The sequence below is a fragment of the Hydrogenophaga sp. T2 genome (assembly GCF_049843535.1).
Lineage (GTDB): Bacteria > Pseudomonadota > Gammaproteobacteria > Burkholderiales > Burkholderiaceae_C > Hydrogenophaga > Hydrogenophaga crocea.
This window is the reverse complement of sequence record NZ_JBBHZJ010000002.1, coordinates 684,357-701,518: the sequence shown is the minus strand read 5'-3', so window position 1 is coordinate 701,518 and position 17,162 is coordinate 684,357. Positions and strand designations below refer to the sequence as shown.

Here is a 17,162-nt window from a genome sequence, read left to right as displayed (position 1 = left end):
GTGGCGGCGTGGTACGCACGCTGCATGCCGCGTGGCGCGCACTGGCGCTGGTCCTGCTGCTCGGCCTGCCCCTGGCCTGGTCGCAGCCGCCCGAGGTCCGCCAGCTGTCGCTGCAGCGCACCCCCGAAGCCCTCTACCTCAACGCCCGGCTCGGCATCACCCCGCATGGCGCGGTGCAGGACGCGCTGCTCAAGGGCGTGCCGCTGTACTTCGTGTGGGAGGCCACGGTGCTGCGCGAACGCTGGTACTGGACCGACCGCCGCGTCGCGGCGCAGCGCCGCGTGCTGCGCCTGGCCTACCAGCCGCTGACGCGGCTCTGGCGCGTGAGCCTGTCGACCGACAACGGCGGTGGCACCGGCGGCGCCGGCCTGCAGTACGCGCTGCACCAGAACCACGACACCCTGGAAGAGGCGCTGGCCGCGATCGGCCGCGCCTCGCGCTGGCGCCTGGCCGACGCCGGCCAGCTCGAACCCGGCGCCGAGCACCGCGTGCAATTCGACTTCCGCCTCGACCTGACCCTGCTGCCGCGGCCGTTCCAGATCGGCCTGGGCTCGCAGGCCGAGTGGTCCATGCAGTTCAGCCAGGAACTGCAGGTGCCCAACGCGCCCACGGCCGAAACCGCGTCCGATTCGTGAACCCGCTGCACACCCATTCCCCCAAGCCCGCGGCCCTGCGCTGGGCGGTGGTGGCCGGGCTGATCTTCATGACCGGCCTGGGCATGGTGCTGCTGTTCCTGCTCACGCTGGGCACGCGCAACAGCGCCTTCTACGAGCGCAACTTCGCGCTGCTGGTGTCCATCAACGTGGCCGCGGCCGTCGGCCTGGGGCTGGTGATCCTGTGGCTCGCGGTGCGGCTGTTCGTGCGCCTCAAGCGCGGCAAGTTCGGCAGCCGCCTGCTGGTCAAGCTCGCGGCCATCATCGGCCTGGTGGGCATCCTGCCGGGCCTGCTGATCTACACCGTGTCGTACCAGTTCGTGGCGCGCTCCATCGAGAGCTGGTTCGACGTGCGCGTGGAGAGTGCGCTGGCCGCGGGCCTGAACCTGGGCCGCACCACGCTCGACACCCTGGCCGCCGACGCCGCCAACAAGACCCGCGTGGCCGCCGACAGCCTCGCGCGCCAGAACAACAGCGGCGCCGTGCTCGCGCTCGACCGCGTGCGCGAGCAGCTCGGCGCCACCGATGTGGTGCTGTTCGGTGCCGCGGGCCAGCCCCTGGGCAGCGCCGGCAGTTCGCGCTTCGACATCGCGCCCGAACGACCGTCGGCCGCCACTTTGCGCAACGTGCGCAGCAACCGCGTGCTGGCCCAGATCGAGGGGCTGGAAGACGCCGACGCGGGCGACCTGCAATCGGCCCTGGCCGCGAACCACGCGCGCGTGAAGGTGCTTGCGCTGGTCAACCCGCCCAGCTTCAGCTTCGATGCCGAGCCGCGCTTTCTGCAGGTGGTGGTGCCCTTGCCCACGCCGCTGATCATCGACGCGCTGGCGGTGCAGGCCGCCAACCGCGAGTACCAGGAACGCGCGCTGGCGCGCGAAGGCCTGCGCAGCATGTACATCGGCACGCTCACGCTCGCGCTGTGCCTGGCGGTGTTCGGCGCGGTGCTGCTCGCCGTGCTGCTGGGCAACCAGCTGATCCGCCCGCTCATCGTGCTGGCCGAGGGCATGCGCGAGGTGGCGGCGGGCAACCTCACGCCCAAGGCCGCGCTGCCCTCGCGCGACGAGCTCGCCGGCCTCACGCGCACCTTCGCCCACATGACGCAGGACTTGGCCGACGCGCGCGAGGCGGTGCAGCACAGCATGACGCAGGTCGACGCCGCGCGCGAAAACCTGCAGACCATCCTCGACAACCTCACCGCGGGCGTGGTGGTGTTCGACGAACAGGGCCGGCTGGTGAGCGCCAACCCCGGCGCCGCGCGCATCCTGCACGCCCCGCTCAACGTGCACCTGGGCGAACCCATCACCGAAGTGCCCGGCCTCGAGGCCCTGGCCAGCGGCGTGTTGCAGCAGTTCGAGCGCTTCCTGGCCGAAGACACGCCCCACGAGGGTGGCTACTGGCTGCAGTCCTTCGAGCTCAGCGCCGACAACCAGACCTCGTTCGACCAGACGATCACGCTGATCGCGCGCGGCGCACTGCTGCCGCACAACGAGCGACTGCTGGTGTTCGACGACGTGACCGAGGTGGTGTCGGCGCAGCGCGCCAAGGCCTGGGGCGAGGTGGCACGCCGGCTGGCGCACGAGATCAAGAACCCGCTCACGCCCATCCAGCTCTCGGCCGAGCGCCTGGCCATGAAGCTCGAAGGCAAGCTGCAGCCCACCGAGCAGGCCCTGCTGCAGAAATCGGTGCGCACCATCGGCGACCAGGTGGAGGCCATGAAGCGCCTGGTGAACGAGTTCCGCGACTACGCGCGCCTGCCCGCGGCCCAGCTCACCCCGCTCGACCTCAACGCCGCGGTGCGCGACACCCTGGGCCTGTACGACCACGCGGCCGTGCCGGTGCGCTGCGAACTCGCCGACGACCTGCCCCTGGTGAAGGCCGACGCCCAGCAGCTGCGCCAGCTCATCCACAACCTGGTGCAGAACGCGCAGGACGCCATGGCCGGCCTGGCCGGGGCCGAGGTGCTGCTGCGCACCCGCCGCTCGGACAGCGGGCAGTGGGTGCGGCTGGTGGTGATCGACAGCGGCCCGGGTTTTGCCGAGAACATCCTCAAGCGCGCCTTCGAGCCCTACGTGACCACCAAGGCCAAGGGCACGGGCCTGGGCCTGGCCGTGGTCAAGAAGATCATGGACGAACACGGCGGACGCGTGGACGTTGCCAACCGGATGACGGATGGACGCGTGATCGGCGCGCAAGTGTCGCTATCATTCGCAGTTGCAAATTGACAACAGGTCCCGAGGGAAAGCGCACGCATGGCAACGATTCTGGTGGTGGACGACGAACACGGCATCCGCGATCTGCTTTCCGAAATCCTCAACGATGAGGGCCATACCGTCGAGCTGGCCGAGAACGCCGCGCAAGCGCGCAACATCCGCCAGCAACTGCGCCCCGACCTCGTGCTGCTCGACATCTGGATGCCCGACACCGACGGCGTCACGCTGCTCAAGGAGTGGTCGAGCACCGGCCTGCTGACCATGCCCGTGATCATGATGAGCGGCCACGCCACCATCGACACCGCCGTCGAGGCCACGCGCATCGGCGCCAGCGCCTTCCTCGAAAAGCCCATCACGCTGCAGAAGCTGCTCAAGGCCGTCGACCAGGGCCTGAACAAGGCCGTGCCGCCGCCCAAGGTGGCCGCCTCGCCCTTGCTCGCGCCGCAGCGCCTGCCGGGCAGCGAGGTCACGGTGGAAGAGGCCATGACCATGACCCTGTCCGCGCACGCGGTCGGCCTCAATGGCGCAACGACCTTCAACGGCGCCGGCCTGGCCCACCTGCCGCTGGGCCCGCAACCGCAACAGACCTTCAACCTCGACAGCCCGCTGCGCGAAGCCCGCGACGAATTCGAGAAGGCCTATTTCGAGTACCACCTGGCCAAAGAGTCGGGCTCGATGACGCGGGTGGCCGAGAAGACCGGCCTCGAACGCACCCACCTCTACCGCAAGCTCAAGCAGCTCGGTGTCGACCTCGCGCGCGCCAAGCGCGGCCAGCTCGGCTGAGGCGCTTCGCGAGCTGCTATACTCGCTGTCTTTCCAAGGCCCGGTAGCTCAGTTGGTAGAGCAGCGGATTGAAAATCCGCGTGTCGGTGGTTCGATTCCGCCCCAGGCCACCAGAATCTTCAGAACGCCCAGCCCATCGGTTGGGCGTTTTGTTTGGTGCCGCGGAAACGGGTGTGGACGCGGCGGCATCCCTCCTCCAGTTGTTCCTGTAGTCCTCGCATGGGTCGCTCGCTGCTGATCGACACGGTCAAGGCCGTGGCGTCGCAACTCATCGTGTTGCACCACCTCTCGCTGTACGCGCCCATGGCCGACTGGCTCGCGACGGCCTGGCCCGGCTTCATGGCCTTCCTCCACCAGGAGGGCCGGCTGGCCGTGCAGCCCTTCCTGGTGGTGGGCGGCTTCCTCACCGTGCACTCGCTGCACCAGCGCCACCTGCATTCGCCGCTGCCCCTGGTGTGGCAGCGCTACCTGCGCCTGCTGCCGCAGTTCCTCGTGGCCCTGGTGCTGGTGGTGCTGGCCACCTGGCTCATGGGTCAGGAGCTCGCGCACGAAGACTGGGTCTCGCCCCTGCCCACGGCGGGCGTGCTGATCGCCCATGTGTTGTTCCTGCAGGACGTGCTGGGCATTCCTTCGCTCACCGCTGGTGCCTGGTACCTGGCGATCGACCTGCAGTTGTTCGCGCTGTTCGCCGTGCTCGCCTGGTTCACCGCCCGCCTGGACGCGCCGCTGGCCAACCGCGTCGCGCCCGCGGTGGTGGCCGTGGCCACGGCCTTGTCGCTGCTGCTGTTCAGCCGCCGGCCTGCGCTCGACGAGTGGGCCATCTACCACCTCGCGGCCTATGGCCTCGGGGCGCTGGCCGCCTGGGCGCGCCTGCACCCGCCCGCGCGCGCCTGGTGGTGGGCCGCGCTGGCCCTGGTGCTGGTCGACGCGGCCTGGGACCCGCGCCCGCGCCCCTTGCTGGCCATGGCCACGGCCCTGGCGCTGTGCGCGGGCGCGCACCTGCGCTGGACCGCCGTCTCGACGCCGTTGCGCCGCGCCATCGCCCACCTCAGCGACATGTCCTACAGCATCTTCGTCTGCCACTTCGCCGTCATCCTGCTCGTGAGCGGCCTGTGGAATCGCCTGGACCTGCACGGCGTGGGGCCGGCCCTGGCCTGGAGCGCGTTCGCCTGGGCTTTGTCCATCGGCGTCGGCGTGGCGGTGCAGCGGCTGTGCGATCGCTGGATGCTCAGGGGCCGGGCCCCGGCATTGGGCGCGGCCCGCTGAAGCGCGCGTGCAAAAATGGTGCGTTTTTCCTGTCCATGCACCATTTTGGAAATCTCTTGAAGTACGCGAGCGCCCACCAATTCCTGCAACACGTTGCCGCGCGCAACCCCGGCCAGCCCGAGTTCCTGCAAGCCGTCACCGAGGTGATGGAAAGCCTGTGGCCCTTCATCGAGCGCCACCCCAGGTACGCGGAGCACGGCCTGCTCGACCGCCTCGTGGAGCCCGAGCGGGTGGTGATGTTCCGCGTGTCCTGGGTCGACGACCACGGCGCCGTGCAGGTCAACCGCGGCTACCGCATCCAGCACAGCATGGCCATCGGCCCGTACAAAGGCGGCATCCGCTTCCACCCCTCGGTGAACCTGTCGGTGCTCAAGTTTCTGGCCTTCGAGCAGACCTTCAAGAACGCGCTCACCACGTTGCCCATGGGCGGCGGCAAGGGCGGCGCCGACTTCGACCCCAAGGGACGCAGCCCCGGCGAGGTGATGCGTTTCTGCCAGGCCTTCGTGACCGAGTTGTTCCGCCACGTGGGCGCCGACACCGACGTGCCCGCGGGCGACATCGGCGTGGGTGGCCGTGAGGTGGGCTACATGGCCGGCATGACCAAGAAGCTCAGCAACCGCGCCGACTGCGTGTTCACCGGCAAGGGCCTGAGCTTCGGGGGCTCGCTGATCCGCCCCGAGGCCACGGGCTACGGCACGGTGTACTTCGCCGACGAGATGCTCAAGACCCGCGGCCTGTCGTTCCAGGGCCTGCGCGTGTCGGTGTCGGGCTCGGGCAATGTGGCGCAGTACGCGGTGGAGAAGGCCATGGCCCTGGGCGCCAAGGTGGTCACGGTGTCCGATTCGAGTGGCACGGTGGTCGACGAGCAGGGCTTTTCGCCCGAGAAGCTGGCCGTGCTCATGGACGTCAAGAACCACCACTTCGGCCGCGTGAGCGACTACGCCGCGCGCACCGGTGCGCACTTCGAGGCCGGCAAGCGCCCCTGGCACGTGCCGGTCGACGTGGCGCTGCCCTGCGCCACGCAGAACGAGCTCGACGCACAGGACGCGGCCCTGCTGATCCGCAACGGCGTGAAGTGCGTGGCCGAGGGCGCGAACATGCCTTCGACCATCGAGGCGGCCAAGGCCTTCGAGGACGCGGGCGTGCTGTTCGCGCCCGGCAAGGCCAGCAACGCGGGCGGTGTCGCCACCTCGGGCCTGGAAATGAGCCAGAACGCGCTGCGCCTGTCGTGGCCGCGCGAAGAAGTCGACGCCCGCCTGCTGCAGATCATGCAGGGCATCCACGCGGCCTGCGTGCGCCACGGCCGGCGCGCCGATGGCACGGTGAGTTACGTGGACGGCGCGAACATCGCGGGCTTCGTGAAGGTGGCCGACGCCATGCTCGCGCAGGGCGTGGTCTGAGGGCCGTCTGAGGCCGGTCAGCGCCAGCCCGACGCGCGTTCGAGCCGGAAGCGCAGGGCCGTGCCCTCGCCCCGGCCTTCGGCCGGCCGGCGCGTGCCGGTGATGCTGAGCCGGCCCGCGCAGTCCTGGGCCACGCCGTCCCAGACGGCGCTCATGGTCTTGCCGTCGTCGGATTCGTCAAGGTGGAACTCGCCCTCGGTGACGTCGCCCGAGACCACGGCGGTCAGGTCGTTGCCCGCGCCGCTGCGGCGCAGCTCGCCGCGCACGCCCGCGGTGTATTCGGGGTGGCGCTCGAACAGCACGGCGCCGCGCGAGCTCGCCTGCGTTTCCTGAGCGCCTTCGGGCCACAGCGTGAGCGTCCACAGGCCGGCGAGCTGGGCCGGGGGCACGTGATCGGGCACGGTGCAGGCCGGGGCCTGCGCGCCGGCCCACAGCGGCCAGGCCAGTGCCAGCAGGGCGAGGGTGCGCCGCCTCATGCCTGCGCCTTCTGCGTGTCGCTCGCGGCCTTGGCGCGCTGCGCGAATTCCGCGCGCAGGGCTTTGAGCTTCTCGCGCGGGTCTTCCTTCACGGTTTCCTTGTCGAGCGCCATCTCGGCGATGAAGCGGCTCGCGGCGCCGGGCACGCTCTCGCGGCCCTTCTTGCGGCGCTTGAGCCAGCTCACCGCGAGCGTGCGCTGGGCGCGCGTGATGCCCACGTACATCAGCCGGCGCTCTTCCTGGATGCGCTGCTGCTGCACCTCGCCGGGCAGCTCGTCGTCGTCGACCTTGAACGGCAGCAGGCCTTCGTTGACCCCCACCAGCACCACGTGCGGCCACTCCAGGCCCTTGGACGCGTGCAGCGTGGACAGCGTGACCACGTTCTGGTCCTGCTCGCGCTCGGACAGCGTGGAGATCAGCGCGATGGTCTGCACCACCTCGAGCAGGGTCTTGCGCTCGGTTTCGGTGCTGGTGCCGGACGCGTCCTCGATCTGCCCGCCGCAGCGGCCCGCGACCCAGTCGCAGAACTCCATCACGTTGGTCCAGCGTGCCGCGGCCACCTTCTCGTTGTCCTCGTTGTCGTAGAGGTGCTGCTCATAGCCGATGTCCTTGAGCCACTCGTTGAGGAAGGCGCGCGCGGCCTCGTGGCCCACGGTGTGGCGGGCGCGGTATTCGAGCTCGTTCACCTGGCGGCCGAACTCGTGCAGCGCGCCGATGGCGCGGTTGGACACCGCACTGGGCAGCGAGTGCGAGAACAGCGCCTCGAACAGGCTGAGCTTGTACTGCGTGGCGAAGGTGCCCAGTTGCTGCAGCGTGGTGTGGCCGATGCCGCGTTTGGGCGTGGTGGCCGAGCGCAGGAAGGCCGGGTCGTCGTCGTTGTTGACCAGCAGCCGCAGCCAGGCGCAGAGGTCGCGGATTTCGGCCTTGTCGAAAAAGCTCTGGCCGCCCGACACCTTGTACGGGATCTGCGCGCGGCGCAGCGATTGTTCGAAGGCGCGCGCCTGGTGGTTGGCGCGGTAGAGGATGGCGAAGTCGCGCCACTCCTTGTGCGCCGAGTTCGCGCGCAGGCTCTGGATGCGCGCCACCGCGCGCTCGGCCTCGTGCTCTTCGTTGTCGCAGTCCACCACGCGCACCGGCTCGCCTTCGCCGAGCTCGCTCCACAGCGTCTTGGGAAACAGCTTGGGGTTGGGGCCGATGACGTTGTTGGCCGCGCGCAGGATCGCGCTGGTGGAGCGGTAGTTCTGCTCGAGCTTGATGACCTTGAGCTGCGGGTAGTCCTGGGGCAGCCGCTTGAGGTTGTCGAGCGTGGCGCCGCGCCAGCCGTAGATCGACTGGTCGTCGTCGCCCACCGCGGTGAAGCGCGCGCGCTCGCCCACCAGCAGCTTGAGCAGTTCGTACTGCGTGGCGTTGGTGTCCTGGTATTCGTCGACCAGCACATGGCCCATCTTCTGCTGCCAGCGCTCGCGCACCGCGTCGTGCTCGCGCAGCAGCTTGAGCGGCAGCGCGATCAGGTCGTCGAAGTCCACCGCCTGGTAGGCCACCAGGCGCTCTTCGTAGCGCTGCATGATGAGCGCGGTGCTGCGCTCGGCCTCGTCGCGTGCCTGCGCGAGCGCGGCCGCGCCGTTGAGTCCCGCGCTCTTCCAGGCGCTGATGGTCCACTGCCACTGGCGCGCGGTGGCCGCGTCGGTGGTGCTGCCGCAGTCTTTGAGCAGGCTGGTGATGTCGTCGGTGTCGAGGATGCTGAACTGTGGCTTCAGGCCCAGGGCCGCACCGTCCTCGCGCAGCAGCCGCACGCCCAGCGCGTGGAAGGTGCAGATCAGCACCTTGCGCGCGTCGCGGCCCACCAGGTGGCCCGCGCGCTCGCGCATCTCGGCCGCCGCCTTGTTGGTGAAGGTGATGGCCGCGATGCGGTTGGCTTCGAGACCGGCCTGGATCAGGCGCGCGATCTTGTGCGTGATCACGCGCGTCTTGCCCGAGCCCGCGCCCGCGAGCACCAGGCAGGGACCGCCCAGGTGGTTCACGGCTTCGAGCTGGGCGAGGTTCAGACCGGCGGACGACATGGAAGGCGGCGGGGCAAAGCCCGGGATCATAGCGAGCGGGTGTGTCGCCCAGGGCTCAGGCCGGCTGGTGCAGCGACCTCGGGCTGACACAATGCCGCCCGTGCTGCAGGTTCTGCTGGTTACCTTCCCGTTCTTCGCGCTCGTGCTCGCCGGTTACGTGGCGGCGCGCCGGCGCATGCTGCCGCTCGAGGCCATTCCCGGCCTCAACGGCTTCGTGCTGTTCTTCGCGCTGCCCTGCATGCTGTTCCGCATGGGCTCGACGACGCCGATCGCGCAACTGCTCGACGCGCGCGTGATCGCGGTCTACCTGCTGTGCGGCCTGCTTATCGTGGCCTTCACCATCGCCATCTCGCTCAACCGGCGCATCCGCTGGAACGATGCGTCGCTGGGCGCGCTGGTGGCGGCCTTCCCCAACTCGGGCTTCATGGGCGTGCCCCTGATCGTGGCTTTGCTGGGCCCGGTCGCGGGCGGCACGGTGATCCTCACCATGGTGGTCGACATGGTGGTCACCACCTCGCTGTGCATCGCGCTCTCGCGCCTGGACGGCGCCGGTGGCGAAGGGCGTGCGGCCGTGTTCGCGGCCGGCCGCAAGGCCTTGCGCGGCGTGCTCACCAACCCCATGCCCTGGGCCATCACGCTCGGCGGCTTGGCCTCGGCCTGGGCCTTCCGCCTGCCGGGGCCGGTCGAGAAAACGGTGTGGCTGCTGGCCGACGCGGCCTCGCCCGTGGCGCTCTTCACCATCGGCGCGGTGCTCGCGCGCGCGCAGATGACGGCCAACCACCCCATGCCCTTGTCCGACTACCTGCCGGTGTCGGTGATCAAGCTGGTGGTGCACCCGCTGCTGGTGCTGGTCATGGGCCTGCTCGCGCAGCGGCTCGGCCTGGGCCTGTCCGAGACCGCGCTCACGGTGATGGTGCTCACGGCGGCCTTGCCCGCCGCGAGCAACGTGTCGCTGCTGGCCGAGCGCTTCGGCGCCGACAACGGGCGCATCGCGCGCATCATCCTGGTCACCACCGCGGCGGCCTTCCTCACGTTCTCGGCCGCCGTCACCTGGCTGACTTGAGCGACTGCCCTGCGGTGGGGGCATGGCAATAGCCGCCGACTATTGGTTTCATCCGGACAATTGGTTGGACTGCCGCGTTCCACCTCTCTACAGTCCGGTGTCTCCCCTCCCACACAGCCCCCGAAAGGAGACCCCATGTCAGAAGCCAAATGCCCTTTCCACGGCGCCGCCGGTAGCGGCACGCAGAACAAGGACTGGTGGCCGAACCAGTTGCGCCTCGATCTGCTGAGCCAGCATTCCGAAAAGTCCAACCCCCTGGGCAAGGCCTTCAACTACCGTGAGGCCTTCCAGTCGCTCGATTACGCGGCGCTCAAGGCCGACCTGAACAAGCTCATGACCGATTCGCAGGACTGGTGGCCTGCCGATTTCGGCAACTACGCGGGCCTGATGATCCGCATGGCCTGGCACAGCGCCGGCACCTACCGCGTGGGCGACGGTCGTGGCGGCGCGGGCCGGGGCCAGCAGCGCTTCGCCCCGCTGAACTCGTGGCCCGACAACGTGAGCCTGGACAAGGCGCGCCGCCTGCTGTGGCCGATCAAGCAGAAATACGGCCAGAAGATCTCCTGGGCCGACCTCATGATCCTCGCCGGCAACGTGGCGCTGGAAAACGCGGGCTTTCGCACCTTCGGTTTCGCGGGTGGCCGCGAAGACGTGTGGGAACCCGACCAGGACGTGTACTGGGGCAAGGAAACCACCTGGCTGGCCGGCAGCAACACGCCCAACAGCCGCTACAGCGACAGCAAGCCGGGCGAGCGCACGCTCGAGAACCCGCTGGGCGCCGTGCAGATGGGCCTGATCTACGTGAACCCCGAAGGCCCCGACGGCAACGGCGATCCGCTCGCGGCGGCGCACGACATCCGCGAGACCTTCAAGCGCATGGCGATGGACGACGAGGAAACCGTCGCGCTGATCGCGGGCGGCCACACCCTGGGCAAGACCCACGGCGCCGGCCCGGCCAGCCACGTGGGCGCCGACCCCGAGGCCGCCGCGATCGAAGCGCAGGGCTTCGGCTGGACCAGCACCCACGGCTCCGGCAAGGGCAAGGACACCATCACCTCGGGCCTGGAAGTCACCTGGACCAGCACGCCCGTGCGCTGGAGCAACGATTTCTTCCAGTTCCTGTTCAAGTACGAATGGGTGCAGACCCGCTCGCCCGCGGGCGCCATCCAGTGGGAAGCGAAAGACGCCGAGGCCATCATCCCCGGCCCCACGCCCGACTCGCCCAAGCGCAAGCCCACGATGCTCACGACCGACCTGTCGCTGCGTTTCGACCCGGCCTACGAGAAGATCTCGCGCAAGTTCCTCAACGATCCGCAGGCCTTCGCCGACGCCTATGCCCGCGCCTGGTTCAAGCTGACCCACCGCGACCTGGGCCCGAAGTCGCGCTACCTGGGCCCCGAGGCGCCGAAGGAAGACCTGATCTGGCAAGACCCGCTGCCCGCGCCGGTGCACCAGCCCACCGCGGCCGACATCGCCGACGCGAAAGCGAAGATCGCGGCCGCCGGCATCCCCGTGGCCGAGCTCGTGGCCACGGCCTGGGCCTCGGCCTCGACCTTCCGCGGTGGTGACAAACGCGGCGGCGCCAACGGCGCGCGCATCCGCCTGGCGCCGCAGAAGGACTGGGCCGTGAACCAGATCGCCGCCAAGGTGCTGCCCAAACTCGAAGCGATCCAGAAGGCCAGCGGCAAGCTCTCGCTGGCCGACGTGATCGTGCTCGCGGGCGGTGTCGGCATCGAACTGGCGGCCAAAGCCGCGGGCCGCACGGTCGAGGTGCCCTTCGCCCCGGGCCGCGTCGACGCCACGGCCGAGCAGACCGACGTCGAGTCCTTCCAGTACCTCGAGCCCTTCGCCGACGGCTTCCGCAACTACCAGAAGGCGAAGTCGGCGATCCCGGCCGAGCACCTGCTGGTCGACAAGGCGCAGCTGCTCACGCTGACCGCGCCCGAGATGACCGCGCTCGTGGGCGGCCTGCGCGTGCTGGGCGCCAACTTCGACGGTGGCCGCCACGGCGTGTTCACCGCCCAGCCGGGCCGGCTCACGAACGACTTCTTCGTGAACCTGCTCGACATGAGCACCGAGTGGAAGCCGGCCGGCGAGCTCTTCGAAGGCCGCGACCGCCAGAGCGGCGCGGTGAAGTGGACAGGCACCCGCGTCGACCTGGTGTTCGGCTCGAACTCGGTGCTGCGCGCGCTCGCCGAGGTGTACGCCAGCGCCGACGGCCAGGACAAGTTCGTGCAGGACTTCGTGGCCGCCTGGACCAAGGTCATGAACCTGGACCGCTTCGACCTCGCCTGAGCGCCGACCGGCTCCGGCTTTTGGAAACCCCGCGTGGCCCCGGCCCGCGGGGTTTCTGCTTTTGGCCTACCGGCGGTGGTCGGTGCCGTCACGAAAGGCTTAAGTTGTAACATGTAACTGTCGATGGAAAGACATTCGGGTGGATCCACCACCGCCAGGGAGAGAACATGATCGTTGCGCCTGAGCCTGCCGGCGAAGACCGTCGGCCCCGGGCGTTCGTGCGGCCGGAGGACGTTGCATGAACGGGGTGAGTCTGCAGGTGATGCCGCCGCAGCTGCTGTTGGTGGAGCCCGACAACCTGGTGCGCAACACCGTGGCCGGCGTCTGCCGCGAGCTCGAACTCGCGCAGGTGCACCAGGCGGCCAGTCTGTCGGTGGGGGTGCAGATGCTGCAGGCGCAGGCGATGGACCTGCTGCTGCTGTCGCTGTCCGAGGCGGATGCCGCGATCGACCTGATCGAGCGCCTGCGCGCCGGCGGTTTCTCGAGCGCGCCCGACGCGCCCGTGGCGGTGATGGCCGTGGCGGCCGATGCGACCACGGTGCAGCGCCTGAAGGCGCTGAAGATCCGCCGCCTGCTGTTGCAGCCCTTCAAGATCCACGACGTGGTGCACACCGTCGAGGCGCTGTGCGCGCACGTGGTGCCGCCCGCGTCCGCTCAGACGCTCAGCGGGTCCACGTCCACCGCGTAGCGGATCAGGCCGCGCGCCTCGGGCGCGCTGCGCGCCTGCAGCAGCAGCGGCTGCCATGCGGTGAGGAAGCGCTGCAGCGCCGCGCGCGAATCGCTTTCTACCAGCAACTGCGCGCGCTCCACGTTGGCCACGCGCTGGATGGTCAAGGGCACCGCGGGGTAGAGCGTGACCGCCTCGCGCTGGGGCAGTGCCTGCGCCGCGCGCGACGCGGCCTTGAGGAAACCCTGCGCGGCCTCCTGGGTGCGTGCGTCGGCGCGCAGCAGCGCCTGGTGCGCGAACGGCGGCATGGCCGCGGCCTGGCGGTCGGCGAGTTCGGCCTTGGCAAAGCCCGGGTGGTCGTGCGCGCGCAGGTGCGCGAACAGCTTGTGTTCGGGGTGCCAGGTCTGAACCCAGAGCTCGCTCGCCGCGCTGTGGGCCGCGTCGCGGCCGGCACGGCCCGCGGCCTGCAGCAGCAGCGCGAACAGTCGCTCGGGCGCGCGGTGGTCGCTGGCGAACAGCGAGGCGTCGGCGTTGATCGCGGCCACCAGCGTGATGCGGCGGAAGTCATGGCCCTTGGCGATCATCTGCGTGCCCACGAGCACGTCGACCTCGCCGGCGTGCAGCGCCGCGAGCTGGGCTTCGAGGCTGCCTTTGGCTTTGGTGGTGTCGGCGTCCATGCGCGCCACGCGCGCGGGCCCGCCATCGGGGCGGCGCGCCTCGGCGAGCAGGCCCGCGAGCTGTTCTTCCACCTGCTCGGTGCCGCGGCCGATGGGCTCGATGTCGAGGTTGCCGCAGTCGGGGCAGGCGCGCGGCACACGCTGCGTGAAGCCGCAGTGGTGGCAGCGCAGCGTGCGGTCGAGCTTGTGGAACACGCGGTAGGCGCTGCAGTGCGGGCAGCCGCTTTTCCAGCCGCAGGCGTGGCAGGCGAGCACCGGCGCGTAGCCGCGGCGGTTGATCAGCACCAGGCATTGCTCGCCGCGCGCCACGCGTTCGGCCATGGCCGCGAGCAGGGGCGGAGCGATCAGCGCGCCCTTGGGCTGGTGGTTCATGTCGACCAGGCGCAGGCGTGGCAGCGCGCCGCCGCCGATGCGCGAGGGCATGTCCAGTCGCCGGTAGCGGCCCTGCTCGCTCGCGTGCCAACTCTCCAGCGAGGGCGTGGCCGAGCCCAGCACCACGCGCGCGCCGGCGACCCTGGCGCGGTAGATGGCGAGGTCGCGCGCCGAGTAGCGCGCGCCGTCCTGGCTCTTGTAGCTCGGGTCGTGTTCCTCGTCGACGACGATGAGCCGCAGGCCCGGCAGGCTGGCGAACACCGCCAGCCGCGTGCCCAGCACGATGCGCGCACGCCCGGTGTGGGCCGCGATCCAGGCCGCCAGGCGCTGCGGCGGCGTCATGCCGCTGTGCAGGCTCACCACCGCGTCGTGGCCGTGCACCGCGGCGAAACGCGCGCGAAAGCGCTCTTCGAGCTGTGGCGTGAGGTTGATCTCGGGCACCAGCACGAGCACCTGGGCCGTGGCCTCGCTGGCCAGGGCGTGCGCGCAGGCCTGCAGGTAGACCTCGGTCTTGCCGCTGCCGGTGGTGCCGAACAGCAGCACCGGGGCGGTCGCACCTTCGATGGCCGCGAGGGCCGTGGCCTGCTCGGGGCTGAGGGCGCGTTCGTGGTCGGGGGCGATCTCGGCCGCGGCGGCCTTGGCCGGCCGCTTGAGACGGCGCGCCAGCTGCTCGGGCGTGAGCTCGCGCAGCGGCGGCGGCAGCGCGGCCAGCGCCACCTCGCCCAGGCCGCGCTGGTAGTAGCGCGCGGCAAAGGCCACCAGCTCGCGCCAGCCGGCGTCCAGCGGCGGCAGGGCGTCGAGCACCTGGGCCACGTCGCGCGCCTGGCCGGGCGCCAGGCCTTCGGGCGGTGCGTCGTCGCAGCGCCACACAATGCCCAGCACCTCGCGCGAGCCCAGGGGCACGCGCACCAGCGTGCCGGCCGCCAACGCCGCGCCGCTGCGGTAACTCAGCAGGTCGCCCACCCCGCTGTGCGCCGGGGTGGCCACGACGACGGCGGGCCAGTGGTACATGTTTATGCGAAGTTCCTCACGTTCGTCGGCGAAATCGGCGCTAAGTGCTTGATGTCAAAGGGCTGCCGGACATATCCAGAGCTTCTGTGGATAACTTTGTTGATAGTTGGCTTTCCTGTTGCCCCGGCCCTTGAAAATCAAGGCCTTGCTTAATTTGCTCAGAAAACAGGCAATCCACAAAGCCTATATGAATCAATCACTTGCGTGATTGTTCAGGGGAGAAGCCAGGCCCGGTCCCGGCCCGGGAGGGATGGCGCACCGCAGCACAAATTTTGTGCATAACTGGCGCCTGTCAAGTGCGTTTTCCGCCGGTTTTTGTGCTATGGCCGCATGAGTGACGACCGTGTGACAGGGGGCGGCCGTCCATCGCGCTGCGGATTCCGCAGCGCGCAGCCCTCACACCACTAGGCCGACTGGCGCAGGCGCCGCGAATGCGCATGCACCGCTTCGACCAGCGCGGTGACGTGCTCGGGCGGGGTGTGCTGGCTGATGCCGTGGCCCAGGTTGAACACGTGCGTGGGGCCCGTGCCCGGGCCCGTGTGCGGTCGGCCGAAGCTCTCGAGCACCTTCACCACCTCGGCTTCGATGGCTGCGGGCGGGGCGAACAGCACGTTGGGATCGATGTTGCCCTGCAGGGCCTTGGCGTTCGGGCCTTCGCCCACCAGGGCGCGCGCGCGGGCCAGCGAGATGGTCCAGTCCAGGCCCAGCACGTCGCAGTCGAGCGGTTTCATCTCGTCGAGCCAGAGCCCGCCGCCCTTGGTGAACACGATGCGCGGGATGCGCGCGCCCGCGTGTTCGCGCTTCAATTGCGAGAGCACGCGCTCGGTGTAGGCAAGGCTGAAGGCCTGAAACGCGCCGTCGGCGAGCACGCCGCCCCAGCTGTCGAACACCATCACGGCCTGCGCGCCGGCCTCGATCTGCGCGTTGAGGTAGGCCGCCACCGCGTCGGCGTTGACCGCGAGGATGCGGTGCATCAGGTCGGGGCGCGCGTACATCAGCGACTTCACGTGGCGGTAGTCGTCCGAGCCGCCGCCTTCGACCATGTAGCAGGCCAGGGTCCAGGGGCTGCCCGAGAAGCCGATCAGGGGCACTCGGCCGTTCAGGGCCTTGCGGATCGAGGTGACGGCGTCGAACACGTAGCGCAGCTTCTCGAGGTCGGGCGCGGCCAGCGCGGCCACGTCGGCCTCGGTGCGCACGGTCTTCTCGAACTTCGGGCCTTCGCCAAGCGCGAACGACAGGCCCAGGCCCATGGCGTCGGGCACGGTGAGGATGTCGGAGAACAGGATGGCGGCGTCGAGCGGGTAGCGATCGAGCGGCTGCAGCGTGACCTCGGTCGCGTAGTCGACGTTGGTGGCCAAGCCCATGAAGCTGCCGGCCTTGGCGCGCGTGGCGCGGTATTCGGGCAGGTAGCGGCCGGCCTGGCGCATGAGCCACACGGGCGTGTGGTCGGTGGCCTGGCGCAGGCAGGCGCGCAGGAAGCTGTCGTTCTTCAGGGGGGCAAAGGACATGGGTCGCGCGGGCGCCTGGGGCACCGGGGAGTATCGGCCGGACGATTATCCATGCGCCCCCCGGCGCGCGCCGGGCGCGGCTCAGGCCGCGCCGCCCTTGAGCTTGAGCGAGCAGCCGTAGGGGCGGCTGGTGGTCACCGAGATCGGCTTGCCGGCCGCGATCTCGTTCAAGGCCTGGCGGATGTAGGGCGTGGCCTGGGCGATGTCTTCCACGCGCGCCGAGGCGATGCTGTCGATGCCGCCCGCGTAGGCGAGGCGGCCCTGCGGGTCGACGATGTACAGGTGCGGGGTCACGCGCGCGGCGTAGGCGCGCGCCACCGTGCCTTCTTCGTCCATCAGCGTGGCGGTGGGCGCGGCCTGTTTCTCGCCCATCCAGCGCGCGAGCTGCGGCGGGCTCAGGTAGTCGGCGCTCGCGTCCTCGGTGGAGTTGATGGCCAGCCACACCACGCCCCGGGCCGCGGCCTCTTTCTGCAGCGCCTGCATGTTGCCCTGGTAGTGCTTGCGCACGAAGGGGCAACCCGGGTTGGTCCATTCGAGCACCACGTGCTTGCCGCGGAAGTCCGACAGGCGCACGGTCTTGCCGGCGGTGTCGGGCAGGCTGAAGTCGGGCGCGCTCTGGCCCACCGCGGCCGCGTGCGCCGCGGGCAGGAAGGACGTGAGCGGCGACAGGGCACCAAGGGCGAGCAGGGGACGTCGTTTCATGGCGGGATCTCCTGGGCGG

General features: G+C 70.0%; 13 protein-coding genes and 1 tRNA gene. 9 read left to right on the top strand and 5 right to left on the bottom strand.

Annotated features, from left to right (window positions below; translation table 11 throughout):
- Positions 1 to 8 precede the first annotated feature (8 nt).
- From WDZ95_RS06960 to gdhA, 6 genes are all read left to right on the top strand, one after another.
- Positions 9 to 635 (top strand): DUF4390 domain-containing protein, encoded by a 627-nt coding sequence (locus tag WDZ95_RS06960; protein WP_425777235.1) that lies wholly within the window; start codon positions 9 to 11, stop codon positions 633 to 635.
- The gene (locus WDZ95_RS06955) at positions 632 to 2,875 is read left to right on the top strand and encodes an ATP-binding protein (RefSeq protein ID WP_425777233.1); all 2,244 of its coding nucleotides are present in this window, start codon (positions 632 to 634) and stop codon (positions 2,873 to 2,875) included. Before WDZ95_RS06960 ends, WDZ95_RS06955 begins: the two co-directional genes overlap by 4 nt.
- Positions 2,876 to 2,902: 27 nt before the next feature.
- Positions 2,903 to 3,646: a response regulator gene (locus WDZ95_RS06950; protein ID WP_425777231.1), complete on the top strand. Its 744-nt coding sequence runs from the start codon at positions 2,903 to 2,905 to the stop codon at positions 3,644 to 3,646.
- 37 nt (positions 3,647 to 3,683) lie between these two features.
- Positions 3,684 to 3,759 (top strand) — tRNA-Phe (locus WDZ95_RS06945).
- A 106-nt stretch (positions 3,760 to 3,865) separates the two neighbouring features.
- Positions 3,866 to 4,912 carry an acyltransferase family protein gene (locus WDZ95_RS06940; protein ID WP_425777229.1) on the top strand — a complete coding sequence of 349 codons (1,047 nt, stop codon included), beginning with the start codon at positions 3,866 to 3,868 and terminating at the stop codon, positions 4,910 to 4,912.
- 56 nt (positions 4,913 to 4,968) lie between these two features.
- A complete protein-coding gene (gene gdhA / locus WDZ95_RS06935; protein WP_166229698.1) occupies positions 4,969 to 6,312 on the top strand; it encodes an NADP-specific glutamate dehydrogenase in 1,344 nt (447 codons plus the stop codon).
- A 17-nt stretch (positions 6,313 to 6,329) separates the two neighbouring features.
- Here the strand turns inward: gdhA and WDZ95_RS06930 are convergent, their stop codons facing one another.
- Positions 6,330 to 6,788, bottom strand: coding sequence for a hypothetical protein (locus WDZ95_RS06930; protein WP_166229700.1), 459 nt, complete (start codon positions 6,786 to 6,788; stop codon positions 6,330 to 6,332).
- Positions 6,785 to 8,848 (bottom strand): ATP-dependent helicase, encoded by a 2,064-nt coding sequence (locus tag WDZ95_RS06925; protein WP_425777227.1) that lies wholly within the window; start codon positions 8,846 to 8,848, stop codon positions 6,785 to 6,787. Before WDZ95_RS06925 ends, WDZ95_RS06930 begins: the two co-directional genes overlap by 4 nt.
- Before the next feature lie 100 nt (positions 8,849 to 8,948).
- Here WDZ95_RS06925 and WDZ95_RS06920 point away from each other — a divergent pair, with 100 nt between their 5' ends.
- The 3 genes from WDZ95_RS06920 to WDZ95_RS06910 all read left to right on the top strand — a co-directional run bounded on the left by WDZ95_RS06920 (position 8,949) and on the right by WDZ95_RS06910 (position 12,894).
- Positions 8,949 to 9,911, top strand: coding sequence for an AEC family transporter (locus tag WDZ95_RS06920; RefSeq protein ID WP_425777225.1), 963 nt, complete (start codon positions 8,949 to 8,951; stop codon positions 9,909 to 9,911).
- 135 nt (positions 9,912 to 10,046) lie between these two features.
- Entirely contained in the window at positions 10,047 to 12,206 is a 2,160-nt protein-coding gene (gene katG / locus WDZ95_RS06915) for a catalase/peroxidase HPI (protein WP_425777223.1), read from the top strand.
- A gap of 238 nt (positions 12,207 to 12,444) precedes the next feature.
- A complete protein-coding gene (locus WDZ95_RS06910; protein WP_425777221.1) occupies positions 12,445 to 12,894 on the top strand; it encodes a histidine kinase in 450 nt (149 codons plus the stop codon).
- Here WDZ95_RS06910 and priA read toward each other — a convergent pair.
- The 3 genes from priA to WDZ95_RS06895 form a co-directional block, all read right to left on the bottom strand.
- Positions 12,861 to 14,933 carry a replication restart helicase PriA gene (gene priA, locus WDZ95_RS06905; RefSeq protein ID WP_425777219.1) on the bottom strand — a complete coding sequence of 691 codons (2,073 nt, stop codon included), beginning with the start codon at positions 14,931 to 14,933 and terminating at the stop codon, positions 12,861 to 12,863. The two genes, WDZ95_RS06910 and priA, sit on opposite strands and share 34 nt — an antisense overlap.
- A 404-nt stretch (positions 14,934 to 15,337) precedes the next feature.
- Entirely contained in the window at positions 15,338 to 16,441 is a 1,104-nt protein-coding gene (hemE, locus tag WDZ95_RS06900) for a uroporphyrinogen decarboxylase (protein ID WP_425777217.1), read from the bottom strand.
- Between the two features lie 81 nt (positions 16,442 to 16,522).
- Positions 16,523 to 17,143: a thioredoxin family protein gene (locus tag WDZ95_RS06895; protein WP_425777214.1), complete on the bottom strand. Its 621-nt coding sequence runs from the start codon at positions 17,141 to 17,143 to the stop codon at positions 16,523 to 16,525.
- Positions 17,144 to 17,162 lie beyond the last annotated feature (19 nt).

Bases quoted from the DNA above. Each gene is read 5' to 3' on its own strand.
- WDZ95_RS06940 (WP_425777229.1), top strand. From the start codon at position 3,866: ATGGGTCGCTCGCTGCTGATCGACACGGTCAAGGCCGTGGCGTCGCAA.
- WDZ95_RS06925 (WP_425777227.1), bottom strand. From the start codon at position 8,848: ATGTCGTCCGCCGGTCTGAACCTCGCCCAGCTCGAAGCCGTGAACCAC.
- WDZ95_RS06895 (WP_425777214.1), bottom strand. From the start codon at position 17,143: ATGAAACGACGTCCCCTGCTCGCCCTTGGTGCCCTGTCGCCGCTCACG.
- WDZ95_RS06930 (WP_166229700.1), bottom strand. From the start codon at position 6,788: ATGAGGCGGCGCACCCTCGCCCTGCTGGCACTGGCCTGGCCGCTGTGG.
- WDZ95_RS06950 (WP_425777231.1), top strand. From the start codon at position 2,903: ATGGCAACGATTCTGGTGGTGGACGACGAACACGGCATCCGCGATCTG.
- priA (WP_425777219.1), bottom strand. From the start codon at position 14,933: ATGTACCACTGGCCCGCCGTCGTCGTGGCCACCCCGGCGCACAGCGGG.
- hemE (WP_425777217.1), bottom strand. From the start codon at position 16,441: ATGTCCTTTGCCCCCCTGAAGAACGACAGCTTCCTGCGCGCCTGCCTG.
- katG (WP_425777223.1), top strand. From the start codon at position 10,047: ATGTCAGAAGCCAAATGCCCTTTCCACGGCGCCGCCGGTAGCGGCACG.
- WDZ95_RS06910 (WP_425777221.1), top strand. From the start codon at position 12,445: ATGAACGGGGTGAGTCTGCAGGTGATGCCGCCGCAGCTGCTGTTGGTG.